We start from the raw sequence: 24,510 nt of genomic DNA, 5'->3' as shown, positions 1-24,510 counted from the left end.
GTGGTTTAAGTAGGTCTATATATCATGGTGCGCATGGCGCACCCTACACCAGACTTATTTCTTCGAGATGATTTTCGATATGAAGAGGGATTTGTAGGGGTAGGTTAGTCCAAGCGTAACCCGCCTAATTAATAACTATTAACTGGGATAAAACGCCTTTACATCATTCTCTACGAGAACTCAAAAAGCCCAACTCACATGCTAAGCACCCTTAGCCCTTCTCAGTAAGCAACTTAATCCCCAGCCCAATAAACACCGCACCGCTGATCTTATTCAGGATAGTCTCAATCGCTGGGTTTTCGCGTAGCTTTTTACTAAATCTTGACGCCAGTAGTGCCAAGCATAAGCACCACACTAAGCCGGTTACGGCAAAGGTAAGACCTAATACCAAGAATGATAGCGTGCTATGCGCGTAGCTTGAATCGATAAACTGCGGAAAAAAGGCAAGGAAGAATAGCGCGACTTTTGGGTTAAAGGTATTGGTTAAGACGCCTTGCTTATATATTTTGCCGTAATTAAGTCGCTTTGCTGACGCGGCCTTATCATTAGTAGGTAAGCCTTTTGCTATGACAGAGTCTGATTTTTGCGTGAGCATCTTGACCCCTAAGTAGCATAAGTAGATGGCCCCAATATATTTAACAAGGGTAAAGGCTAATGGCGAGTTGGCTAAGATAATCGACAACCCTAGCGCTGCTAATACGGTGTGTACTAGTATTCCGGTGACAATACCTAACACTGAGTATAAACCCGCTTTGTTCCCTTGTGAGACACTGCGTGTGATGATATACATGGTATCAGTGCCTGGGGTAAGGTTTAATAAAATCGCTGCCATGACAAAACCTAGATAGTTCTCGATACCAAACATAGCGATACGCCTTTTATTTTATTATTTGAGCTTATTATTTTTTTGATGAGGTCAGCTATTAACAGCAAAGACAGTGGCATCTGCACCAGAACAATAGCAAATACTGACGCTAAACCCACAGATAAACCCCCTTTTATACGTCTAAAAAGTTATCATCAACACTTTTTATTGCTTTAACTTTTCTTTAACAGTATTTTCAACCTATCCTATCAGACAACCGCTAAGCTGAGTACCTCATGAGTAGACGCGATCTTATTATTTTTATTAGCTTATCCTTTATGTGGTCGCTATCCTTTATATTTTATAGAGTCGGCGTGCCTGAGTTTGGCTCAATGTCGTTTGCTAGCTTGCGCGTCATATTTGCCGGTATCACGATGCTGGCTTTTGTGATGTTCAATCCTTCTCATTTAGCTGCGGTTCGGCAGCACTGGAAACTACTGACGGTAGTGGGACTAGTCTCTACAGCGATACCGTTTGTTTTATTCTCTTATGCCGCTCAAGCCGTGAATGCTGGAGTGCTCGCGGTGCTCAATGCTGCGGTACCGATGATGAGCGGCTTTATCGCTAGCACCTTTTTCAATGATAAGCTGTCAAAAAAGCAAACGCTTGGCTTATTTATCGGTATAGCTGGGGTGATTATCCTGATGAGCGAGAGCTTATTTGGCGGCGCGGTTACGGACTTAAGCTCAGGGCTATTGCCAATGGGCTATGCATTACTCGGCTGTGTCGGTTATGCAGTAGGGGCAAACGTCACCAAAAATTATTTGCAAGACACCTCGCCTGTTGCTATCACTATTGGCGCGATGCTGATTGCTAGTGTGGTAATGCTGCCGGTGGCGATTTATGAGTTCCCGTATGGTCAGACTATCAGCGTTAAGGCTTGGGTATCAGTGGTGTGTATCGGTGTATTCTCAACAGCTATCGCTTTTATCTTTATCAATGAGCTAATCAAGAGTATCGGACCGATGCGGGCGACCAGTATTACGCTCGTGATTCCGATATTTGCCATTATCTTTGGTTATATCTTACTAGGTGAAGCTTTGGATACGGCTGCCATTATAGGGTCAGCGGTGATACTTATCGGCACTTATTTATCACTGAACTTATCTTTGGCCAGCTTTACGAAGTCCTCGCCGTCATTAGATGTAGAGCATTGATAGCGCTATACAAAAAGCTTGACGCACAAAAAAGCTCAATCCTAATAAATTAAGGATTGAGCTTTTCTTTGTTTTAACCAATCAAATTTATGATAAGTCTAGTTTATCGTACATTATCACCATAAGTGACGATAGGACGATCTAAGCGATGGCTAGTAGCCGCGCTTTTTGCACCTGCTATAGCAGCTACGAAAGTTAAGATCGCACTGATTAACCAAAATAGACCACTGTATAGAGCCGCTTTACGAGCAACTTCTTCAGCATTAATAATACAGTTAAGTATAAAAACAAAGCCATCGTGTATAGGAGTGTTAAGCAATGTGAAAGAATCGAGCAAGTGTAAAGTTGTGTTGATACTGCGTGAGTTTTATACTCAATTTCCTATGGTAGATTATTGATATATATAGATATATAGATTAGTTATAGCGAATGAACCGCTTTTGGATCAGTTAAGAGATACATCAAACTATATAAAATGAAGACATAAAAAAAGCTCAGTCATCAAAGATGACTGAGCTTTTCGTAGTGTATCTATTAGTCTTATCAGATGCTATACAGCAAAAGCGCTAATAAATGACGCCAAATAGTGGCGTCCCCAGGGGGATTCGAACCCCCGTTACCGCCGTGAAAGGGCGGTGTCCTAGGCCTCTAGACGATGGGGACGCATAGAGTGTCACAGCGGCTATCTTTCAATAGGGCTACAACGGTACTGCACAATATCAGAGCGCTTATTTTATAGAAACAAGCCTTGCCTAGGTGCTGATACTGCTTCTTAACTGTGTTATCTAAAAGCTGTTTTATCTAAAAATAGCTTTTGACGATAAAAGTATGGTGGAGCTAAACGGAGTCGAACCGTTGACCCCTTGCATGCCATGCAAGTGCTCTACCAACTGAGCTATAGCCCCTCGTTAAGAGTGAGCGTATTTTAGGTAAGTTATGTCGTGCTGTCAATAACTATTTTTGAAAAATAGCAAATATACTAAAAAATAGCTGACAGGTGCGCGAGGCGCACCCTACCAAAAAAATAATACTTAAATAAACTACTCGCTATCAGCAGCCAAAAAGTCCGGTAGATCCGCCGCTTTTTTCTCAAGCTTTTTGAGTTTCTTTTTACCTAATCCGCCAAGCACCTCAACCGCGTGGCGCAAGCGGTTTAAGGTCATATCCGCGCCGATGATCCACATCGAGTTCATCACTGGTGTGGAGGAGGAGCTACCAGCGATAGCGATAAAGAAAGGCGCAATAAAGTCGCGCATCTTAATATCGAGCGCAGCAGATAAGCCTTTGATAGTGGCATAAATACTATCTTCTGACCATTCAGGTAATGACTCAAGCTGCCATAGTGTTAATTGGAGAATCTCCATGATTTGCTCAGGCGTGAGATTTTTGTGCTCAAAGTCGTCGCTGGTAATCTCAGGTAGGTTTTGGAAATAAAAACCACCCCAATTGACCGCGTCAGAGAGCAGCTCGATACGCGGCTGAATGGCGGCTGCCATTGCCGTAAGCTTATCGCTGTTATTCGCCCAATCGAGGATTTTGGTTTTTAGTTCTTCAGGCGTGAGCTCGCGTAGCCATTCGCTGTTCAGCCAATTGAGCTTTTCGATATCGAAGATAGGGCCGCCCAAAGAGACGCGCTGGATATCGAAGCTGGCTATCATCTCATCAAGCGTGAACTTCTCTTCATCATTCGGCATCGAGTAGCCCATACGGCCTAAGTAGTTGAGCAGCGCCTCTGGCAGCACGCCAGCATCACGATAATAAGTAATAGAGGTTGGGTTCTTGCGCTTAGACAGCTTGGATTTGTCCGGGTTACGTAGCAGCGGCATGTGACACAGTACTGGCATCTCCCAACCAAAATAGTCATAGAGCAGTTGATGCTTAGGCGCAGAGTTCAGCCATTCCTCGCCACGCATGACATGACTGATCTGCATCAAGTGGTCATCGACGACGTTGGCTAAATGATACGTCGGCAGGCCATCGGTCTTGAGCAGCACTTGCATATCGACTTGCTCCCACGGAATCTCAACGGTACCGCGTAGCATGTCTTCGACCCGACAAACGCCTTCGGTAGGCACACGCATACGGATCACAAACGGCTTACCCGATTCGGCAAGCTTGTCCGACTCTGCGCGCGGCAGGTCAGCATAACGACCGTCATAGCGCGGCGTCTCACCGCGCGCCATTTGCTCAGCTCGCATCGCATCTAGCTCCTCAGGCGTACAAAAGCAGCGAAACGCGTGATCATTATCGAGCAGCTTTTGCGCGTGTTCTTTATAAATATCCGCGCGCTCGCTTTGACGATAAGGCGCATGGGGTCCGCCGACATCAGGACCTTCCGCCCAGTCCAGTCCCACCCAACGTAGCGCATCCAAGATCATCTGCTCGGAGGCCTCAGTGGAGCGCGCCTGATCGGTATCTTCGATACGCAGGATAAACTCGCCGCCATGCGCCTTGGCAAAGGCTAAATTAAACAGCGCAATATAAGCGGTGCCGACGTGCGGAAAGCCAGTAGGGGAGGGCGCAATACGAGTACGCACAGGACGAGTGGCAGGGGCTAGATGGTGTAAAGTGTGTGAAGTATGTGAAGTGGTTTGCATCAGGTCGCCTTACATAGAATGATCAGTTAAAAAAATTGCTTATTGCTTTAGAAATGGAGTGAAGACGGTTATAACTAACCGCAAAAAATAGCGTAAAATAGAGCGCTATTATAACAGACAGCCAAGATATTTTTGGCGAAAAGCCCAGTTGGTGCTTGACTCGCTGTGTATCCTTGCGATAATAACGCTAGCGAGGCATAACTTGTTTATTTTTATCCTGTTTTTTTACAACATTATTGGCCCATAGGGTCGTCATCTATTGAGTTATTTGTGTCATTATCGAAGCCAAAGCCCAGTCCAAAATTAGCTGCCCAAGCAGCAACGCAGTCTGCTACTGCTAATGAATCAGAGTTTAGTCATCAAGCGGTGCTGCTAGAAGAAGCGGTCGCGGCGGTACTTGGTGTCAAATCACTGCCGAAAGCCAGTAGCGACAACAGTCTACAAGCGCGCGGCATCTATGTCGATGCGACTTTTGGGCGCGGTGGTCATAGCCGCCTGCTACTCTCGCAATTGGCTGACGATGCCAAGCTCATTGTCTTCGATAAAGATCCGACAGCGATTGCTGTGGCTAATGAATTGGCAGCTACAGATAACCGCGTAACCGTTGTGCATGATAGCTTTGCCACTTTGACAGATAGCTTAGCTGCGCTTGGTATTAGTCAAGTTGATGGGCTCATGGCAGATCTAGGTATCTCCTCGCCGCAGATAGATGATGGTAGCCGCGGCTTTAGTTTTATGCGTGATGGCGCTGTCGATATGCGTATGGATACCAGCCGTGGTCAGCCGGTTGCTGATTGGCTTGCGCAAGTCGATGATGAGACTTTGGCCAACGTGTTATACGAGTTTGGTGAGGAGCGCCACAGCCGCCGTATTGCGCGTGCAATCAAGCAGATGGACAGCTATGAGTCGACGCTTGCGCTGGCGGAGGTCATCAAAGAGGCGCATCCGAACTGGCAACGCGGTAAACATCCGGCGACGCAGAGCTTTCAGGCGATGCGCATCTTTATCAATAATGAGCTTGGCGATGTTGATAGCTTTTTGACGCAGAGCCTTAGGGTATTAAAGACGGGTGGTCAGCTGTCGGTGATCAGCTTTCACTCATTAGAGGATCGCCGCATTAAGCAGTTTTTGCAGCGCCATAGTAAGGGGCAGTATCCTGAGGACGAAAACCTGCCGATGCCGCCTAAGCGTCCGCGTTACTTTAATAAACCTAAGCGTATCGGCCCAAGCAAATCTGAGATCGCTCAAAACCCGCGCTCGCGTAGTGCTTGGCTACGTGCGGCGACTCGTACTGATATCGCTTATGAGCACCAATTTGATTGAGCGTTGAATCACTATAAGGTTTTACGGTGATCAAATAGTTAGTTAAAACTGAAAATCTCTTTATAGTAAAAATACAAAATTGCAAAAACATAAGGTTTTCAGCCATCGTTGCTTAGTATAATGTGGCAACGGATACGTAACCGTTAAAAAGCCGTAAGTAATGGCAGTTAAACTAACCTGCTAGTTACTATTGAGTTGTACTAAAAAATAGCTGTTCGTTTTTATTTATCTTTAAGTCCACCTTTTTGAGATCGTCATGGCAATATCTGGCAAACCTAAATCTGGCCGCGTAGCAAGCCCAACTCATAGCGATGTGGGCGAAATGTTTGCACAGCGTTTTAGTGTAATAAATATCTATGTAATGGTGCTATTACTGCTTGCGGCGGGTATTGTCTGGAGTGGTATCAAAACAGCTGAGGCAGTGCAACAATACCATCAGGACTATAAAACTTTGCAAGATATGAAAAAACAACAGCGCAAATTGCAAGTAGAGCATCAACGCTTGCTCATTGAGCAGCAAACCTTTAGTGCCACACCGCAGATTGCTAGCCGCGCAGTTGCAGAACTAGGCATGTACTCGCCGACGCTAAAAGACAAGCTCATTATTCAGCCGGGCGCTCCGGTGATAGCAGGCGACTCTTTTGCTCGCGCTGATACTGATAATAGTAGTACTGATGTTGCCAATACTGATCTTAGCCCAGAAAGCCCGTCCGCTGCAGACTCTAGAGGGGATGGACAATGAGTAGCAAAAAGTCATCAACCGATAAAAAATCAGCTAGCGGTAAAGTAATAAAACCACTGCGCCCGGCCAATAAAGCAAAAGCGCAGCAAAAAGCTAAAGGTAACGCTCCTAGTGCGGGTAAAAAAATATTCTCCCGTAAGAAAAAGAGCGACGCGCAAGGCGCTTACACTAGCGTAAAGAACCGTAAATCGAAACGCACCATTATGAGTAAGGCCTCAGGTGCGTCTTCGCGCGGCGGCTTTGAATATGACAAAAACCGCTTTCGGATGGTATGGGCCATCGCCCTAACGGTGTTGGTGCTATTGATAGGCCGTGCCTATTATATTCAAGTTGCCAACGCCCAGTTTTATCAAGATAAAGGTAATGAGCTAATCACCAGCGAGCGCACACAAAAATCCTATCGCGGCATGATTACCGACCGCAATAATTTACCTTTAGCGGTCAGTGCACCACTCGCGACTGTCTCCTTTAGTCCGCACGACTATGCGCGCGAGTACTATGAGCTCAACCGAGTCATCATTGAAAACCCCAGTCAACCAGTACTACGAGCGCGGATGCAAAAGCGCTTGGATAATATGGATCTGACGGTATTGGCAGCCGCGGCTAATATTCCGGTAGCTGAGCTTGAAAAGGCCGCCGCTATCGATAAGAGCGTCGATGTCACCGATGATGAGGCGGTTAAAGCGGCTCTGCCTTCAGGCCCAGGTTCACACTACCTGCCATTACTCAATAAAGTCACTCCAGAGATCGCTCAAAGCGTCAGCTCGCTTGACTTCCCAGGCGTCTATGAGAAAAACTTCTTTCAGCGCTATTATCCTCAGCCGCAGCCCAACGCGCAGCTACTTGGCTTTATGGGTCAAAACGCCAATGATCCTGACGGCGGCTATGAGGGCCGCGCGGGTATCGAGCGTCAATACGAGCAAGCGCTAGCAGGAGAGGACGGTAAGGTCTTAGTGCTAAAAGATGCCAAGCAAAATAGTCTCAAAGAGATTAAGCAATTAAAGCCAGAAGTCGCAGGCAAAGATGTGGCTTTGACTATTGATTCGCGCTTGCAGTACCTGCTTTATAAAGAATTAGAGAAAGCTGGACGTTTGCAGCAGGCGCGTTGGTCGACGGGTATGATAGTAGACGTGCAAAACGGTGAGGTATTAGCCTTGTCGACTTGGCCTTCTTTTAACTCCAATAATCTCAATGAGATGACCGGTGAAAACCAGCGCAATCGGGCGCTACTAGATACCTTTGAGCCAGGCTCAGTGATGAAACCTTTCACAGTGGCAGCGGCGCTTGATTCAAAAAAATACACCGCCAACTCAATGATTGATACCAACCCAGGCTCAATACGCGTTCGCGGCTATACGATTCGTGATCATAACAATTTGGGGGTGATTAACCTTGCCACTTTATTACAAAAATCAAGTAACGTTGCGTCAACGAAAATCGCCTTAGCACTGCCGCCTGATGGTATCACTAGTATGCAAAAGAAATTTGGTTTTGGCGCTAAGACCCCGCTACAGTTCCCAGGCGAGGGTAGTGGTAATGTCACTACACCTAAAGAAAAAGAAACCGCGCGCCGTGCTACGGTCAGTTATGGCTATGGTATGGAAGCGACACTTGCGCAAGTCGCGCAAGCTTATGCGGCATTAGCGGCAGGCGGGGTCATGCATCCTTTAACCTTGACTAAGACCAACAAACCGCTGCCTAGTAAGCGCATCATGGAGCATGATCAGGCGATGGCCATCGTCGAGATGCTTGAGTCAGTAACGCTGCCCGGTGGTACCGCAAAAGCGGCGAACATCGATGGCTACCGCGTCGCTGGCAAGACCGGTACCTCGCGCCGTATCAACCCAGATGGCGGCTACTATACCGATCAGTATCGTAATATCTTCGCCGGTATGGCGCCTGCGTCCAACCCAAGGCTAGTCGGCGTTATCTTATTAGAAGATCCGCGCGGGCTGCATTATGCTGGACTAACTGCCGCTCCCGTCTTTCATAACGTAATGAAAGAGGCGCTACGCCTGTATAATGTGCCACTTGATAAGCCACTACAAACGCAAGAGCAGTAGCAAGCTTGAGGCTAAGCATTCACTTTATTTTATTTTAAAGCTCTAGGATTTTTCATGACCGACGCTTATCAAGTTAACAGTGATCAAAGCAGTACTGACCAAAGCAATAATGACCAAAGCAATAATGACCAAAGCAGTACCGTGACCTTGCAGCAGCTACTAGAAAACAGAGACGTCAGCAGTACTTTGGCACGTGAGCGTCTAGCACAACAATTAGCGGCCATTACCGATTTGAATGCTGTGCTGGATATTGCTTTTGCGCAATTGCGTTTAGATAGTCGGCAAGTGAGCGAAAACGATGCTTTTATCCTTTTAAAGAGCCAAACACCAAACTGTCAGCAGAGCCGTCGTTATTTGCAACAAGCAGCAAAGAGCGCGGCTTTTATCTTATCTGAGCTAGATCCCGAAGCCCTGCTTAGCGAAGCTAACGCGCCAGCCGATGCTAATATTCAGCTGAATGATAATAAATTAGCGGCTGAGCAGCCACTAACGAATCTGCCTTGTCCTGTAGTTTATGTACCTAATATCCGCGATTTTCTTGGTGACTTAGTGCAGCTGCGGCTGCAATATGCGCAGCCGGTAGTCTTGCCAACAGTCGCTGCGGTCACTGGTACCAATGGCAAGACCACGATCAGCCAACTGGTCGCCCAGCTTACGCAGTTAGCGGGCATGAGTAGCGCGGTGATGGGCACAGCAGGTAATGGTAAATTAGAGGCGTTGGTACAAGCCAGCCATACCACTGGCGATGCGCTAGCGGTGCAGCAGTTTTTGCAGCATATGGGCGCGCAGCAAGTCGAGCGCTTAGCGCTAGAGGCCAGCTCGCACGGTCTTGACCAGCAGCGTCTGCAAGGCGTGCCGATTAAAGTTGCTATTTATACCAATCTGTCGCGTGATCATTTAGATTATCATGCCGATATGGATGAGTATGTGGCGGCCAAAGCGAAGCTTCTTGATAAACAGCATTTCCCTAGTCTGACTCATGCCATTATCAATATCGATGATGAGCATACGCAAACTATGCTCGATACCGCGCAAGCGAGTGGGCTTAAAGTTTGGACTTATAGTCTAGACCCATCTATGAATGCCACCTTTAGCGCCGCTAGTATTGAGCCAAGCTTGCAAGGCGTGACGATAGCTATGCAGAGCGAATTTGGTAATATTGAGATGGTCAGTCCACTATTAGGGCGCTTCAATGTTGCCAATCTATTGGCGGCTATTGCAGCGGCGGTGGCGCTCGGGGTAGATATTGAGCGCATCAGCGACTTGGTGCCTAAGCTGCACGGCGCTGTCGGACGCATGCAGCGCGTGGCTTCAAATAATGGCTGCTTTATCGTCGATTATGCACATACGCCGGACGCGCTCAGTCAAGTATTGACAAGCCTTAAAGCGCACTGTGAAGGTCAGCTTTGGGCAGTGTTTGGCTGCGGCGGCGATCGTGATGCTGGCAAGCGCCCTATTATGGCGCAAGCGGGGCTAGCTGGCGCTGATCGGGTCATATTGACCGCCGATAATCCGCGTAGCGAAGACCCCAATATCATCTTACAAGATATGCAAGCCGGCATGACGGACGAGCAATATGAGCGCATTTATATCGAGCCTGCGCGGCAAAAGGCGATAGAGCACGCCGTCAAAAATGCAGCGGCCAATGATATCGTCGTGATCGCCGGCAAAGGCCATGAGACTTATCAGGAAATCAAAGGCGTGCGTTATGACTTCGATGACAGTGTTATCTTGCAGCAAGCACTCAAACAAGCAAAGCTTGCCTAGTCTAAATCATCTAGAGCACAAGCTTTCTTGAAACATAAACACAGACTATGAGCTACTAAGTCTCAGTCAAACATCTATAAAAGTAGTCGTTAATTATTAATATACAAGGTATTCACTATGACAGCTGACCACCATAATACTATTCAGTCGCAAGGACTGTATGTCTGGCAAGCAGATAACTTGCTGGCAGCGACAGCAGCGCTTAGTGGACATTGGCAACCAGCGCAGGAGAGCCAAGACAGTACCGAGCTGGAGGTGACGAGCAATCGTATCACTACAGATACGCGTACCATCCAAGCAGGGGATATATTCTTAGCTTTGAGTGGTGATAATTTTGATGGACATGATTATATTAACGTTGCGGCCTCTAAAGGCGCTATCGCTGCTATCGTCTCGCGTCCTATCTCAACAAGCATTGCGCAGTTAGTCGTTGATGACACCCGTCTGGCTTTGGGTCAGCTCGCTGCGTATCGTCGTCAGCAGCATCCCAATCTAACCGTTATTGCCATTACCGGCTCCAGTGGTAAGACGACCTGTAAAGAGATGCTCGGTAGTATCTTTGGTCGCCTAGCGCCCACATTGATCACCCGTGGTAATCTCAATAATGATTTAGGCGTACCCATGATGCTGCTTGAGCTGTCTGATCATCATCGTTACGCCGTATTAGAATTGGGCGCCAATCATATCGGCGAGATCGCTTATACCACTGAGATTGTCCGTCCTGATGTGGCCTGTATTCTCAATATCGGTACGGCGCATTTAGGCGAGTTTGGTAGCCGTGAAGGTATCTGCCAAACCAAATCTGAGATTTACCACACCTTGACAGATAACCAGTTTGCGATTGTGCCGGACAAAGATGACTTCACCAATCAGCTGCGCCGTACTGCTGAAAAAAACACCGCAAAAGTAATCGGTTTTGGCAATACCGACGTCAGTGCGAGCCACTTAGACGTTGAGCCTGAGCGCAGCGAGTTTAAATTACATATCGGCACGCAGGTAAAAGATATCTGTCTGCCGCTCGCCGGTGAGCATAATGTCAATAACGCGCTAGCGGCAGCGGCTTGCGCTTATGCGTTAGCGATCGATGTTGAAGATATTGTCATCGGTTTAGAAAACGCCCGTCCAGCCAAAGGCCGTCTCAACAGTCAAATACTAGGCAATCATCGCTTGATTGATGATACTTATAATGCCAATCCGCACGCTGTACGCGCCGCTGCCAAAGTCTTAGCGGCGCAAACCGGTACGCAAGTTATGGTACTTGGCGATATCGGTGAGCTAGGCGACGCTGCAGTTAGCGAGCATCAAAGCTTAGGCCGTACTATTGCTGCTATCGGCATTAATGTACTGCTTTGCGTTGGGGAGTACGCTCGGTATACGGTGGCCGGAGCCGAAGAGATCGGCGGTATTACCGCGCATGATTTTGAGGATAAAGACAGATTATTACAGTATCTCCAGCAGTATCTACAAGCGCAGCAAGCACATCCTTGCACTGTGTTATTCAAAGGGTCTCGTTTTATGGAAATGGAAACCCTCATCAATGCGCTAATCAAGGAGTAAGCGGTGTTAGTTTGGTTTTTTGAATGGCTCAGCCAGTATTATTCGCCGTTTTCTGCGGTATCCTCTTTGACGCTGCGCGCACTATTAGCGGTCATTACCGCTTTAGGGTTTAGTCTGCTCCTAGGCCGGCGGGTGATTCGTCATCTGCGTACTCTTCGCTATGGACAGGCCATTCGTGATGATGGTCCGCAGTCGCATTTGGCCAAGACAGGTACGCCAACGATGGGCGGGGTGCTTATCCTCACCTCTATTGGCGTGGCGAGTCTGTTGTGGGCGCGCTTAGATAACCCTTACGTTTGGATTTTGCTCGTGGTGATGGTTATCTTTGGCGCGGTCGGTTGGGCTGACGACTGGTTGAAGATTAAATACAAAGATCCTAAAGGGCTGATTGCGCGTAAGAAGTACTTTTGGCTATCAGTCGGTGCTATCTTTGTCGGGGTCTCTTTATACTATATTGCGACCCTGCAACCTGATACTGCTACGACGCGAATGATGCAGGATCTGCTGCTGCCAGTATTTAAGGACTGGTACATTCCGTTTTCTGCAGTGCCGTTTGGCATTGCCTTTATTATCTTTACTTACTTTGTGATTAACGGTGCTTCTAACGCGGTTAACTTAACCGACGGTTTAGATGGTCTGGCGATACTGCCAGTAGTGTTGGTCGCTGCAGGCCTTGGCGCGATGGCTTATGTCTCAGGTGATGTGCGCTTCTCAGAGTACTTACACGTGCCTTATATACCTTATAATTCAGAGGTCATTATCGTCTGCGGGGCGATGGTCGGCGCAGGACTCGGGTTTTTGTGGTTCAACGCTCATCCCGCGCAAGTGTTTATGGGTGATGTTGGCGCGTTAGCACTGGGCGCGATGCTCGGTACGATCGCGGTGATGACCCGCCAAGAGATTGCCTTTGCCATTATGGGCGGCTTATTTGTCGCCGAAGCGATATCGGTGATATTGCAAGTTGGCTCTTATAAGCTACGCAAAAAACGCATCTTTCGTATGGCGCCGCTGCATCATCATTTCGAAGAGATCGGCTGGAAAGAGACACAGGTAGTAGCCAGATTTTGGATTATTGCTATTGTGCTCGTGGTGCTAGGGTTGATGACGTTAAAACTGCGTTAAATGCTTGCTTGATTAGGTTCAATACTTCTGATTACTCAGCCAAAAAGCCACTCTAGATCATTTTAGAGTGGCTTTTTTATCGCTTATCGGCAGTGATTTTTGCTAAGATGCTGATGTTAAACTATTGAGTAAATTTAGAAGAGGTTAAGAGACTGGTGTCGCTATTTATATGTCCTATTTGCCAATCACCGCTAGTACCAGCAGCTGATACTTGGCGCTGTGATGGCAGCTTAAACGCTAAAAACACTTGCCATCCTTTTGATGTAGCACGGCAAGGCTATGTCAACTTACTGCCTGTACAGCAAAAAAAGTCCAAAGCGCCTGGCGACAGTAGCGACTCTATCCTTGCTCGGAAGCGGTTTTTGGCTGCCGATTATTATCAGCCGTTACAAGATCTGCTCTGTGAGCAGATACAAAGCATCTTGCCGCAAGACGGCGCAAGAAAAAATAAAGAGTCTGTGACGTGGTTAGATATTGGCTGCGGCGAGGGGTATTACACTGAAGCCATTGCGCAAACCAAGGGCATTGATCGCTTGATCGCCGCCGATATTAGCAAGCCTGCCGTGTTAGAAGTGGCCAAAGCGAGCAAAGCGGCTAAGCGCTTATGGCTAGAGGCTGATAAGCTGGATGACAGCAAAGCGACTATTTATCCTATCGTCACAAGCGCCGCCCATCTTCCGCTAAGTAATAATAGCTTGATGGGTATCAGTAGTATTTTTAGCCCGATATTGCCTACAGCTTTTAATGATGTCTTGCAGCAGGGCGGCTATGTAGTGATAGCTAAGCCCGATATCAGCCATTTAGCTAGCGTGCGCGAGGCGCTATTTGATGAAGTACGTGAGCATAACTCAGATAAGTTTTTGACTGAGCTTGCGCCTTTTTTTGATTTATTAGAGACCCATAAAGTCAGCACTGAGCTGAGCTTGTCTGAGCAAGCATTAGCGGATTTATTAACCATGACCCCTTATGCTTATCGTGCCCAGCCAGATAAACGGCGAGCGCTCATGGCAAAAGCGGCAGCGGCGAACTTTAACACGGAAGCCAGATTTGTGGTTTATATTCTAAAAAAACGGCCGTTATAGCCTATTATAGTCGATTCTAAATAAAATAGAGACATATAAGCGGGTGTTTTGACACTGTTTTGAGAATATGTCTGATCAAGCTAAGGTCTGTTTAGCTCTTTAGAGTCGACTATACCGTATTTTATGCCGCTCAATATATCAAAACGTAAGCTAAAGACTGTGTTTAACTTGTGTTTAACATTATCAATACTACATTTGAGACAGGCATTAAAAAACGCAGCCAGCTTTTGAGCGACTGCGATTTCTTCGATTAGATTTTGAGAGTTAGACTTTTTTAATTAAGCCTAGCGTTTGCCTCATTGGTTCATATGACCCTCTTGATTCATGTGGCCTTTGTTTATCATATGGCCATCTTGATTCATATGACCTCGTTTCATCATATGACCGCCTTGTTTCATATGCTGCGCGCGCATTGTCGCAAGTTTCTGGCGTTGTTCTGGGGTTAATATATTCATCATGGCTTCACGGTTTTGCATATGATTACCACGATTATTCTGTCTAAGCGCTTGAATTTGCGCTTTTTGATTGGTGCTTAAATTTAGCTCAGCCATCATATTACTCATCATAGTGTTCATGCCGCTGTGCATATGCTGACCACCATTATTATGCTGCATTTGCTGCATATTGTTATGAGGCATAGTGTTATTAGCATTCGTATTGGCACAAGCGCTAATCGCTGTAAGGCTTGAGAGTGCAAGAGTGGCATTTAGTAATAACTTTTTCATAAAAGCTCCTTATTTTATAAGGAAATTTATATTATATGTTAACATAATTTATTTATAATGAAAGTATCTATAGTGTAAAGTATACTGCCGACGCTACTATGTATAAGACTTTATTAAAGGGAGTCAGCATTTTAGAGTTATATTTTATTGATAGATTAAGTGACGATCTCATTATTAATGGCTTTCGCCCAGCGCCGACTCTTGTTATGATAGCGATTACAAAGCTCATGCGCCTGCGTCAAATAAGCGACATTGCCGCAGTACATACAAGCGTAGTGATAGTCAGGCTGAACTTGCTGCACGGCTTGATAGGGTTTAGGAAATAGCGGCAGACCATAACGGATATCATCGAGCGGATAGAGCACGAGACTGAAATTGCCATTGACCTCTAACAGACCGATACGCACTTGCCGTAAGTGCTCAACGCCTTGTCGGCGCATCTCAGAGAAAAACTCATCGTGCGACATTTTACCTTCTTTTATTTTTTCTAGTACCAAGCGGCCATTTTCGACGATATAAACGGGTTTTCCTTCTAATAGATATTCAAAAGGCTGATACTTCATCATAAACCAAGTGCATAACCGATACAGGCCGATGACTACGCTCATGATGATCACCGCTTGAATAATGGGCAGATCCTCAGTGAACATCGGATCGCCTGCGATCGAGCCAAGTGACAAATAAGCCCAAAACCATAACGGTCGCAAAAACGCCCCAAGTAGCGAGAGTGACAGCCGGTTTAAGTCCGACTCGAAACGACTGAAAGGAAGTGCGCAGGCCGCCATCAAGCAAGATACAGGCTAAGGCAGCTTGACCGATAAAGTTGGCAATATTGTATTGTGAGAACTCAATACCCAGCAGACCTTCTTCACCTGCGAGCATGCCCACTATTAAGAATAGCAGCAACAAAGGTACGCCTAAACGCGCTGATAAGGTGCTCGCCATAATGCTAGCGAAAATCAGTAATGCCCCTACTAAATATAGGACGTTTAAAGTATCCACTTTTTATATCCTAATACTCGCCCAATAGCCAACCGCTCACAAAAGCAAAATACTCGCGAAACCAAGCGTTATAGCGGATAGATAGAGGTGTGGGGCTGGCGACGGTAATGGGCTGGGTATAGCCTTGATGGCGCGCAATAGCGGCTGAGCGTATAGTATGAAAATCGCTAGTAACGATAGCAATAGGTGCTTTGATACTGATTCCTTGTGCGGCAAGGAGTGCTTTTGAGTTCGCCAAGTTCTCCTCAGTGCTGGTGCTTTTGTCTTCTTGCCATACACTATCTAGTGCAATCTGGTGCGCCTCATTTAAGTAGCTGGCCATAATATCAGCCTCGCTACGATCGCGCCCGAAGCCAACGCCGCCACTAGTGATAGCGATGGCTGCTGGCTGAGCAATAATAATCGGCGCGGCGCTATCTAAACGACTCGCCAGTGTCGGGGTAGGTTTGCCATCGACCGTACCTGAGCCCAAAACGATAATCGCTGCGAGATCTGGTAGCGGCTGACGGCTGAGCTCAATTTGCTGCTGTAGCGAGATGATAAACACCGCGAAGCTGACTAACCAAACGCTGAATAACCCCCATAGCGCGTACCAACCACGCTTAAGTAAAGGCCTGCGCTTAATGAATCTTTGTATGCGTGGCCACGACAGTCCATGCGCGACAAATATCAGCCCAATCATCAAGGGGACAGTAGTGCCGAAGTTGATCTTGCCTACCGCTATTAGCGCGGCGCAGTCAACAATAATCACCGCGCCTGCCACGGTTAAAATAATACGAGTTAGCGTTAATAAAGGCTTTCGCATAGTAAGTATTGACTCGTGATAGTAGGGTAAAACTGGCAAACAAAACCCACCGGTTAAGTGGGCTCTGATTTTATAATAGGCTATAGGCTAGCGACTAGTAAAGGTGATGGTTTTATGACTACCGATATCGACAGGTTGGCTAATCGCGACTTTACTCGCTAGGATATCGCCTTGTGCGTTGATTTTGTAGCACTCTGTAGAGCTGCCATTAGCATCATTATTGAGCAGTAGGTTCTCTGAGGTCTCTATACACAGCCAAGCTTGGGTTTTACTCTCGCGCGTCAGTGACCAGCTTTGTTTATAGCTGCCGACTTTTTTGCGCATACTGCTATCACTATAGACGTTTTCAGTGATCAGCTGACTGCTGTCGCCAATGCTTGCCAGCTTGGGAATGGGTGCAGTCTGCTTAGATAGCGAGTATCTACCACTAGTGTCTGTAAAACCGTGAAACTCTAGTGGATTTGTCGTGAAGTAGTTGGTAGCGACCGATTGATTAGTGATTTGATCGAAGCGCTTAGTAATCGTGCCAATATCAGCCGCTTGTACGCTTTTATTATTAAAAACCGTAGCGCCTTTGGGAGTGACGTTGATGTCAGCGACGATCGTTTGCTCATCGACTTTGGCGTATAGTCTTTCGCTACGCGGCTGGGTGTAGATGTTAAGAAAAGCGGTCTCGATAGGGTACTGAGTGACGACGTTATCATTATCGTCACCCATACCATGCATCGGCGCGTTGATGGTCACACAAGCGCTTAAACTCAGTCCTGCTAGTCCTGCTACTACTAAATTTTTCATGATTCATCCTTGCTATTGTTTTGCGTTAATGTGCAGTCGATATCGACCGCCAATAGCTACTATAAACGAGTTTTATAGCAGCTGCGTCTGACATTCGTTATTCGCCGCGCTATAGCTATAAGATTATCATTACTAGCGTTATAGTGATGACTAAATAGTTAGGGCGTGTTGAACATTCGACCTTGGCACTCACCGCGACGCTCACTCTGGTCGGGCCTATTTTGCTTGGCGCGTACATTTACGTGGTCTATTTATGGGTGATACTACGGCAAATTGAAGGCGCAGACGGACATATCGGCTATGATATGATATTCCATGGCATCCGGCGCATTTATTTCCCATCTATGAAGGGCCAGTCTATCACGACTTTCATCATGCCAAATTCAAAGGCAACTACGCGGGGTTTTTACCGTATTTGGATAAGTATCTAGGTAGAACTCATATTCCAGATTATCTGAATTATCTCAAACAAAAGAAAAAGGGCCTGAAGCCCGTTGAGATTGAGGGAAGTGCGAAGGAAGCAAAGCGGCAGGCAAAACTGCTTAAACGGCAGGCGCGGAGTGGTTAATGTTTAAAAAATTAACACCCCGTCTGGTATAAGCGCAAGTGGCATAAGTACAAGATTGTAAATATGTCAGGCAGGGTCAGCAGTAACAAAAAAGCAGAAGCTAATATAAAAGTAAGAGCGCTTAAGAGATTACGTTATATCGCAACAAGACAACGATCGTAGCAGCACTGATCAACACGCTGAGAAAGATATAGAATAAAACATTATTACTGACTAATTTCTTTTCGACGTCAGAATAGCCTAGACTATCAAAAGTAATAACTTCCTTATCGAGGGCAGAGTAGTCCAAGTTTTTCATAGAGTCGACAAAACTCTCAACAAACCAGTGCGGCCAGTGCTTTGGCTTAAAGGGGGAAATGCCATTCATACGAGTTTGATTCGAAAATCTCGCCCAGTTACTATCGCCTAAATTAAGGCTGTGCATACGCCAGTCAGTGAAGCTATAACCGCTTATCTTCTCGGTGAGGACCACATCGACGTCCTTGTGATTGGGGTCTTGGAAAATCCGCTGCATAAGGGAGAAGATGCTTTTTTTACTACCTTCCAAAAATTGCAAAAAGCTCTCATCGTCATTGCATAAAAACCCCATAATACGGTTATTTTTATTAAAATTCTCTGAGTGCTTTTGAATATGCTCAAAGACAGAACTCTCATTGGTATTTATCGTGCTCACGTATACCAATCTGATAAGGGTATCTGCAGGCGTCTTCTTCATTGACTCTTCTAGCATATCGTGAGTTGTTATAGTTATAGCGATACGCCTTGCTCCTTAGTTTATAATCTTACTTTCATTAAACACAATGTTTTTTATTGTACATTGTTACTGAATACTTATTCCGTTCTAGCGTATATAAAATAAAGTAAATCGTCCATATTTTAGTCATTTTACTATCAAAATCAACTAGTTTGTTAGCAACAAAGAGATAAAAGAGATAGTCTTGTGCATTAGCTGACGACTGGTATGCAATAGGTTCAGCATAAAGCACTACGTTTTTCATGACATCATGGCTACAATAAACTTAACCCAACACACGCTATATCTGATATGAAAGGCAAAAGACACGCCTTACGCCGTTAAACAGCTAGTAGATGATAAATCCGTATACCGATTGATACCTGCATCAAGATATCAAAGCTGAGCGGCAGATCGTTCTGAGAGTGAGGCTTCGCACTTAGGTTTATTGGCTTGTCTATCTAAAAGAGGCCTATAAAGAATTTTATAAATCAATATTCGAACAGCGGATAGTGTTAAGCACAGTAGGATGGCTTAAGACCCTTCACCACAATAGTTAATCTCAAGGAAGAGAGATGTCAGCAACCAAAGAAGAGATCATCGCTTTTATACAATCAGAGTCTCCAAACTCTAGATATAAGATTGAGTCCGTAGGGGATAGCAAAGCCACTTTGTCACTCGATGTCGGCACGGACGAACTACGACCTGGCGGCACCGTCTCTGGTCCTGTACTAATGAGTATCGCGGATATCGCGATTTATATTGCAATATTGGGTAAAATCGGTATCGTACCCTTGGCAGTGACCACTAGCTTGACGATTAACTTCTTGCGTCGACCCTCAGCAGATAGGAGTATCGTCGCCGAGTGTAGCTTGATAAAAGTCGGACGCGCACTAGTCGTAGGCGAAGTGTCGCTCTATTCCAAAGGCTCTGAGGATATGGTCGCTCACGTGGTAGGGACTTACTCTATACCGCCTAAGCGTAACTAACTCTATCCCGTCTAAACGTGACTAAGCGTACGTAAATAAGCGTGACAAAGCGCCCTTATAACCGGCTTTATGGCCGAAAATTTTTAGAAGGGTTCTAAAGGGTAGAATAGAAAACAGAAGAGATGTGCTTGATAGGAATAAATGGCGGTGACGGAGGGATTCGAACCCTCGATACGCTATGAACGTATACACACTTTCCAGGCGTGCGGTTTCAGCCACTCACCCACGTCACCAATTTTAGACGGCTAAGTATAACGGATACGATTGCTATTGTCACGGTTTGCGCTTTATCTTTCTTTATTAATTAGTGCCTGCTAGGATAGCGCATCTGTGATGACAGCAGCAGTAATTACACCGGCGAAAGGTACAAAATAACGTGATGAGTTTTGCAGTAGTAGATAGTAGGGCGTTAAGCCGTGTTAGACATAGCATAATGGCTCGCGCAGCAGCGATGATAACGGTAGGGCTACTCGCAATAGCGCCAGCCTATGCTGATGACTTAAGCCAGTGTAATGAGTCGTTTTATGGCGGGGTTTATCCGGAGTTTATCAATGATAAGCTTAGCGCCAACACCCAAGCATTATGTATGGATGGCTTTGCAGTCATGTACTCAGGGGTGACGCGTACGCCGTTATGGTCTGCAGAACATCTGACTCGCGCGCGTCTCAATCAAGCCAAAACGATAGATCGTGAAGACAGCTTTCATGAAGAGAGCCGTTTGCCAGAATCTGCTCGAGCGTCATTGGAGGATTATTCAGGCTCAGGCTATGATAGAGGGCATCTAGCGCCCAATGCCGATATGGCCACGCGCTCGCAGCAATACGACAGCTTCAGTCTGGCTAATATCGCGCCGCAATCGCCGCGCAATAATCGCTACATTTGGCGCAGCATCGAGTCGGCGACGCGCTATCTGACGCAGCAATACGGCGAAGTTTATATCGTAACCGGGGTCGCTTTTACGAATAAAAAGACCAAGCGTCTAAATAGGCAAGTGCTCGTACCGAGTCATTTTTTTAAGGCGGTTTATATACCCGCTATCGACCAAGCCGGTGTCTACTACGCGCCTAACGATGAGTCCGAACGCATTGAGGTGATTAGCCTTGATGAGCTTAGCGAGCAGATAGGAGTCGAGGTGCTACCGGTGTTAGATAGCGCGGTCAAGCGGCAAGCTTTGGCTTTACCCCTAAAAGCGGGGGAGAAGATAGACGCGCCTACTGCGCCTAGCGAGGAGCCACTATGGCTGATATTCGTCTTAGCTTTAGTGGAATGGCTATTGACGCAGCTACAAGCATAAAGACGCTATAGAGTCTAAAAATAACAATCTAAGATATCGCTGAATAAACAAGTCTATCAACGGTTTTTATTGCGAATTATTACTAATACTTGGAGTAGCTTATGATTGAACCTTTTGCAAATAATCATCAAAGTATGCAGATTGGTGAATTGGTTATCGAAAACCAACAAGATAAGATTATTATCTACGGTGATTTGGATTTGTATTTAACGAAAGCTGGATTTGCACAAGCAAAGCAGCTACACGAGCTTACTACTAAGATATTGGCGCAGTTTGAGAAAACTGATCAATACACAAAAATGGATGAAGTGTCAAAATCAAATGATGACTGGTCAGATGATAATATTGATAATCCGTTTTTGTAACTATTTGATATAGTTACGAATTACAGAAAGAAATCTTTATGAAAAATTACTAGGCAAAACGTTTTTTTTGCTTATAATGTAATCAGACAGCGCTTGTACTGTTTCGATAAAGATGATTCTTCGTCATTATCGATCTAGGTAGATAGAAAAGATAGCTCACAGAATGAACTTCTTTTTTACTTACTATAGATATATGCAGCTTTGGATATAGACAGTTCTAGTCGTAGAGGTTTTTTAAGGACAAGCGCAATATACGCAGTTTATTGCACAATCATTGAAGGGAGTCGATCTATGAAATTATTTACAAAAACCGCTTTAGCAGCTGCTGGTATTAGTATGGCGACTATGGCGTTTGCCGCTGACCCATTGCATAATACCACTTGGCAGACTTACGATGACGGCAAGCCTAAAGGCACAGTCAAAATCACTGAGTCAAATGGCGTATTGACTGGTAAGCTTATCGATACCAACTCAGCTAAAGGCAAAAAGCACGTCGGTATGACTATTATTTCTGGTCTAAAAGCTGATGGCGGTGGTAAATATAGCGGTGGTACGATTACTGATCCAGAAAAAGGTAAAGATTATCGTATGACAGCAAGCTTGAATGGTAATTCTTTGAAACTAAAAGGTTACATCGGGCCATTCTCACGCAGTCAAACATGGAAAAAGAAATAAGTCGATCAAGTAGTTTTTTATCAGATCTGTACTTAATAGATAAAATCCCGCACTACCGAAAGGTACTGCGGGATTTTTTATGTTTTACATTTTATTGTGTCAGTAAGGGGAGGTTACCCAATAAAATAATAAACGCTGACACTACATAAAGTAGTATCAGCGCATCGAGTAGGATTAAACCTGTCTGCTAGATCTTATCTGACAAATTCAGGATAAGCTTCCATACCACATTCTGCAATATCTGCCCCTTCATATTCCTCCTCTTCAGAGATACGGATACCGATGACAGCTTTGATGATGACCCAAACGATGAAGCTTGCAACAAATACCCAAGCAAAGATGGTCGCAGCGCCTGCAATCTGACCGATAAAGGTAGATGCTGGGTTCGTAATTGGCACAATGAGTAAGCCAAATAGACCGACCACACCATGAACCGAGATAGCACCAACAGGATCGTCAATTTTGATTTTGTCTAATGCCAAAATAGATAGCACCACGATGACACCAGCCACAACGCCAAAGAGTGTCGCTTGTAGGGCAGAGGGTGTTGATGGCTCTGCAGTAATAGCGACCAGACCGGCTAGGGCACCATTGAGTAGCATTGTAAGATCGGCTTTGCCAAAGATAATACGTGCGATGATTAAAGCGCCCACAGCACCGCCAGCAGCAGCAGCATTGGTATTCAAAAAGACCATGGCAACAGAGTTGGCACTAGCGATGTCACCAAGTTTGAGTACTGAGCCACCGTTAAAGCCAAACCAGCCCATCCATAGGATGAATGTACCAAGTGCCGCTAGTGGAAGATTGGCGCCAGGAATCGCACGTATCTCACCTTTAGGACCGTATTTACCTTTACGGGGTCCTAGTAGTAATACACCTGCTAGAGCAGCAGCAGCGCCCGCCATGTGTACGATACCAGAGCCTGCAAAATCAGAGAAACCCATATCGCCTAGATTGAACAGTCCAAAGACATCGTTACCGCCCCAAGTCCAACTGCCTTCTAATGGATAGATAAAGCCCGTCATGACAACAGCAAATAATAGGAAAGCCCATAACTTCATACGTTCAGCAACGGCACCTGAAACGATGGACATACAGGTTGCTACAAAGACAACTTGAAAGAAAAAGTCCGAGGCTGCAGAGTAGACAGAGTCGCCACCAAAGCCATTTTCGGCAGAGGCTGCTAGTGCGTCTTCTACTAAGGTATCGCCGCCTGCAATTCCGCTCAAGAACAGATCGCCACCATACATAATAGCGTAGCCGCATACCATGTACATGATGCTCGCCGTTGCAAATAGCGCGACATTCTTAGTTAAGATTTCGACCGTGTTTTTTGATCTGACCAATCCGGCCTCTAGCATAGTGAAGCCGGCGGCCATCCACATGACCAGCGCCCCACAGATCAAAAAATAAAACGTATCGAGCGCATACTGGAGCTCAAAGATTTGACTTTCCATTTAAATTCCCCTTGAATTGACAATGCAGCTATCGGGCGTGCCGATAATTAAGGCTTTTACTGTTGCTTGCACCAGTAGTGGGCAAGTACGGTTTTACTACTACCGCTTTATACTTTAGATCGCATTAGGACCGGTCTCGCCAGTACGAATACGAATAACTTGCTCTAAGCTGGTGACAAATATTTTGCCGTCGCCAATCTTGCCAGTGCTTGCGATACGAGTGATGGCTTCGATAGCTGGCTCGACCATCTCATCGATGACGGCGACTTCTACTTTTACTTTTGGCAAAAAATCCACCACATATTCTGCACCACGATACAGCTCAGTGTGTCCTTTTTGACGTCCAAAACCTTTGACCTCAGTGACAGTCACACCTTTGACACCGATGTCAGAGAGCGCTTCACGTACATCGTCAAGCTTGAATGGTTTTAGAACCGCAGTGATTAACTTCATAAGTGTTATCCTTACATGAGTGAGGCTACAAAGAGGACGCTATCTGGACGTATTCGCTGTATTACTCCTCTTTTGCGCTTACTAGTAGTCATTCAAGAACTGTGCCAAACCCACTCAAGGGGGAGGTAGGTTTGGGGTCTTAAACGGCTGTAGCGCATTATAAACAAAGGGTTACACAATACGACCAGGCGATTTATCAATGTAGCACTGGCTTAAAAAGAGCTTTATTATAACTAACTTATAAGCCTTCGGGGAGACGATACCCAGCTGAGTTACCAAAACATCATATAGAGCAGGCAATAGCGAGTATCAGAGGGCTGTAGCTAAGTCTTCGGAAGATAAAATAGCGCTTACCCCATAAAATCAGTAAGCGC

Annotated in this window: 21 protein-coding genes, 3 tRNA genes and 2 pseudogenes; 13 read left to right on the top strand and 13 right to left on the bottom strand. The window is 45.9% G+C overall.

Annotated features, from left to right (window positions below):
* Positions 1 to 211: 211 nt before the first annotated feature.
* Positions 212 to 865: a LysE family translocator gene (locus tag W234_RS0110340; RefSeq protein WP_025646777.1), complete on the bottom strand. Its 654-nt coding sequence runs from the start codon at positions 863 to 865 to the stop codon at positions 212 to 214.
* A 236-nt stretch (positions 866 to 1,101) separates the two neighbouring features.
* Between W234_RS0110340 and W234_RS0110335 the strand changes: the two genes are divergently transcribed.
* The gene (locus tag W234_RS0110335; RefSeq protein WP_025646776.1) at positions 1,102 to 2,022 is read left to right on the top strand and encodes a DMT family transporter; all 921 of its coding nucleotides are present in this window, start codon (positions 1,102 to 1,104) and stop codon (positions 2,020 to 2,022) included.
* Between the two features lie 587 nt (positions 2,023 to 2,609).
* Here W234_RS0110335 and W234_RS0110325 read toward each other — a convergent pair.
* The 3 genes from W234_RS0110325 to gltX form a co-directional block, all read right to left on the bottom strand.
* Positions 2,610 to 2,685: transfer RNA gene (locus W234_RS0110325), tRNA-Glu, on the bottom strand.
* A gap of 166 nt (positions 2,686 to 2,851) precedes the next feature.
* Positions 2,852 to 2,927, bottom strand: a tRNA-Ala gene (locus W234_RS0110320).
* A gap of 135 nt (positions 2,928 to 3,062) precedes the next feature.
* Complete coding sequence (gene gltX / locus W234_RS0110315; protein WP_051397496.1) at positions 3,063 to 4,619, bottom strand: glutamate--tRNA ligase; 1,557 nt, start codon at positions 4,617 to 4,619, stop codon at positions 3,063 to 3,065.
* Between the two features lie 270 nt (positions 4,620 to 4,889).
* Between gltX and rsmH the strand changes: the two genes are divergently transcribed.
* The 7 genes from rsmH (at position 4,890) to W234_RS0110280 (ending at position 14,275) form a co-directional block, all read left to right on the top strand.
* Positions 4,890 to 5,942, top strand: coding sequence for a 16S rRNA (cytosine(1402)-N(4))-methyltransferase RsmH (gene rsmH, locus W234_RS0110310; protein ID WP_025646773.1), 1,053 nt, complete (start codon positions 4,890 to 4,892; stop codon positions 5,940 to 5,942).
* A gap of 256 nt (positions 5,943 to 6,198) precedes the next feature.
* The gene (locus W234_RS13945) at positions 6,199 to 6,684 is read left to right on the top strand and encodes a cell division protein FtsL (RefSeq protein ID WP_025646772.1); all 486 of its coding nucleotides are present in this window, start codon (positions 6,199 to 6,201) and stop codon (positions 6,682 to 6,684) included.
* Positions 6,681 to 8,747: a peptidoglycan D,D-transpeptidase FtsI family protein gene (locus W234_RS0110300; protein WP_025646771.1), complete on the top strand. Its 2,067-nt coding sequence runs from the start codon at positions 6,681 to 6,683 to the stop codon at positions 8,745 to 8,747. The genes W234_RS13945 and W234_RS0110300 overlap by 4 nt, the downstream gene beginning before the upstream one ends.
* 54 nt (positions 8,748 to 8,801) lie before the next feature.
* Positions 8,802 to 10,514 carry a UDP-N-acetylmuramoyl-L-alanyl-D-glutamate--2,6-diaminopimelate ligase gene (locus W234_RS0110295; RefSeq protein ID WP_025646770.1) on the top strand — a complete coding sequence of 571 codons (1,713 nt, stop codon included), beginning with the start codon at positions 8,802 to 8,804 and terminating at the stop codon, positions 10,512 to 10,514.
* A gap of 117 nt (positions 10,515 to 10,631) precedes the next feature.
* Positions 10,632 to 12,071, top strand: coding sequence for a UDP-N-acetylmuramoyl-tripeptide--D-alanyl-D-alanine ligase (locus W234_RS0110290; RefSeq protein ID WP_025646769.1), 1,440 nt, complete (start codon positions 10,632 to 10,634; stop codon positions 12,069 to 12,071).
* A 3-nt stretch (positions 12,072 to 12,074) separates the two neighbouring features.
* Positions 12,075 to 13,193, top strand: a complete 1,119-nt coding sequence (gene mraY / locus W234_RS0110285) for a phospho-N-acetylmuramoyl-pentapeptide-transferase (protein ID WP_025646768.1) — start codon at positions 12,075 to 12,077, stop codon at positions 13,191 to 13,193.
* A gap of 155 nt (positions 13,194 to 13,348) precedes the next feature.
* Positions 13,349 to 14,275, top strand: coding sequence for a putative RNA methyltransferase (locus W234_RS0110280; protein ID WP_025646767.1), 927 nt, complete (start codon positions 13,349 to 13,351; stop codon positions 14,273 to 14,275).
* 296 nt (positions 14,276 to 14,571) lie between these two features.
* Here the strand turns inward: W234_RS0110280 and W234_RS0110275 are convergent, their stop codons facing one another.
* The 5 genes and pseudogenes from W234_RS0110275 to W234_RS0110255 all read right to left on the bottom strand — a co-directional run bounded on the left by W234_RS0110275 (position 14,572) and on the right by W234_RS0110255 (position 17,602).
* Positions 14,572 to 15,000 carry a hypothetical protein gene (locus W234_RS0110275; RefSeq protein ID WP_025646766.1) on the bottom strand — a complete coding sequence of 143 codons (429 nt, stop codon included), beginning with the start codon at positions 14,998 to 15,000 and terminating at the stop codon, positions 14,572 to 14,574.
* 155 nt (positions 15,001 to 15,155) lie between these two features.
* A pseudogene (locus tag W234_RS0110270) lies at positions 15,156 to 15,680 on the bottom strand (DUF421 domain-containing protein); the annotation flags it as partial.
* A pseudogene (locus W234_RS0110265) lies at positions 15,667 to 16,002 on the bottom strand (cation:proton antiporter); the annotation flags it as partial. The pseudogenes W234_RS0110265 and W234_RS0110270, both read right to left, overlap by 14 nt.
* A gap of 10 nt (positions 16,003 to 16,012) precedes the next feature.
* Positions 16,013 to 16,807 (bottom strand): YdcF family protein, encoded by a 795-nt coding sequence (locus W234_RS0110260; protein ID WP_025646763.1) that lies wholly within the window; start codon positions 16,805 to 16,807, stop codon positions 16,013 to 16,015.
* An 87-nt stretch (positions 16,808 to 16,894) separates the two neighbouring features.
* A complete protein-coding gene (locus tag W234_RS0110255) occupies positions 16,895 to 17,602 on the bottom strand; it encodes a hypothetical protein (protein WP_025646762.1) in 708 nt (235 codons plus the stop codon).
* Positions 17,603 to 17,784: 182 nt separating this feature from the next.
* Between W234_RS0110255 and W234_RS14560 the strand changes: the two genes are divergently transcribed.
* Positions 17,785 to 18,033, top strand: coding sequence for a hypothetical protein (locus W234_RS14560; RefSeq protein WP_156923988.1), 249 nt, complete (start codon positions 17,785 to 17,787; stop codon positions 18,031 to 18,033).
* Positions 18,034 to 18,291: 258 nt separating this feature from the next.
* On the opposite strand, the gene W234_RS13940 is transcribed toward W234_RS14560, so the two are convergent.
* Positions 18,292 to 18,885: a BLUF domain-containing protein gene (locus W234_RS13940; protein WP_198013368.1), complete on the bottom strand. Its 594-nt coding sequence runs from the start codon at positions 18,883 to 18,885 to the stop codon at positions 18,292 to 18,294.
* 593 nt (positions 18,886 to 19,478) lie between these two features.
* Here W234_RS13940 and W234_RS0110240 point away from each other — a divergent pair.
* On the top strand, positions 19,479 to 19,892 hold the full coding sequence (locus W234_RS0110240) for a PaaI family thioesterase (RefSeq protein ID WP_025646760.1): 414 nt from the start codon (positions 19,479 to 19,481) through the stop codon (positions 19,890 to 19,892).
* 142 nt (positions 19,893 to 20,034) lie between these two features.
* On the opposite strand, the gene W234_RS0110235 is transcribed toward W234_RS0110240, so the two are convergent.
* Positions 20,035 to 20,125 (bottom strand) — tRNA-Ser (locus W234_RS0110235).
* A gap of 146 nt (positions 20,126 to 20,271) precedes the next feature.
* Between W234_RS0110235 and W234_RS0110230 the strand changes: the two genes are divergently transcribed.
* The 3 genes from W234_RS0110230 to W234_RS0110220 all read left to right on the top strand — a co-directional run bounded on the left by W234_RS0110230 (position 20,272) and on the right by W234_RS0110220 (position 22,226).
* A complete protein-coding gene (locus W234_RS0110230; RefSeq protein WP_037059635.1) occupies positions 20,272 to 21,186 on the top strand; it encodes a DNA/RNA non-specific endonuclease in 915 nt (304 codons plus the stop codon).
* Between the two features lie 101 nt (positions 21,187 to 21,287).
* Positions 21,288 to 21,551 (top strand): hypothetical protein, encoded by a 264-nt coding sequence (locus W234_RS0110225; protein WP_025646758.1) that lies wholly within the window; start codon positions 21,288 to 21,290, stop codon positions 21,549 to 21,551.
* A gap of 291 nt (positions 21,552 to 21,842) precedes the next feature.
* On the top strand, positions 21,843 to 22,226 hold the full coding sequence (locus W234_RS0110220) for a DUF2147 domain-containing protein (RefSeq protein WP_025646757.1): 384 nt from the start codon (positions 21,843 to 21,845) through the stop codon (positions 22,224 to 22,226).
* A 194-nt stretch (positions 22,227 to 22,420) separates the two neighbouring features.
* On the opposite strand, the gene W234_RS0110215 is transcribed toward W234_RS0110220, so the two are convergent.
* A complete protein-coding gene (locus W234_RS0110215; protein ID WP_025646756.1) occupies positions 22,421 to 23,683 on the bottom strand; it encodes an ammonium transporter in 1,263 nt (420 codons plus the stop codon).
* 114 nt (positions 23,684 to 23,797) lie between these two features.
* Complete coding sequence (locus tag W234_RS0110210) at positions 23,798 to 24,136, bottom strand: P-II family nitrogen regulator (RefSeq protein WP_025646755.1); 339 nt, start codon at positions 24,134 to 24,136, stop codon at positions 23,798 to 23,800.
* Positions 24,137 to 24,510: the final 374 nt, after the last annotated feature.

The sequence above is a fragment of the Psychrobacter sp. TB15 genome (genome assembly GCF_000511655.1).
GTDB lineage: Bacteria > Pseudomonadota > Gammaproteobacteria > Pseudomonadales > Moraxellaceae > Psychrobacter > Psychrobacter submarinus.
The sequence above is the reverse complement of the archived record's forward strand: the minus strand, read 5'-3'. Positions and strand labels throughout refer to the sequence as shown.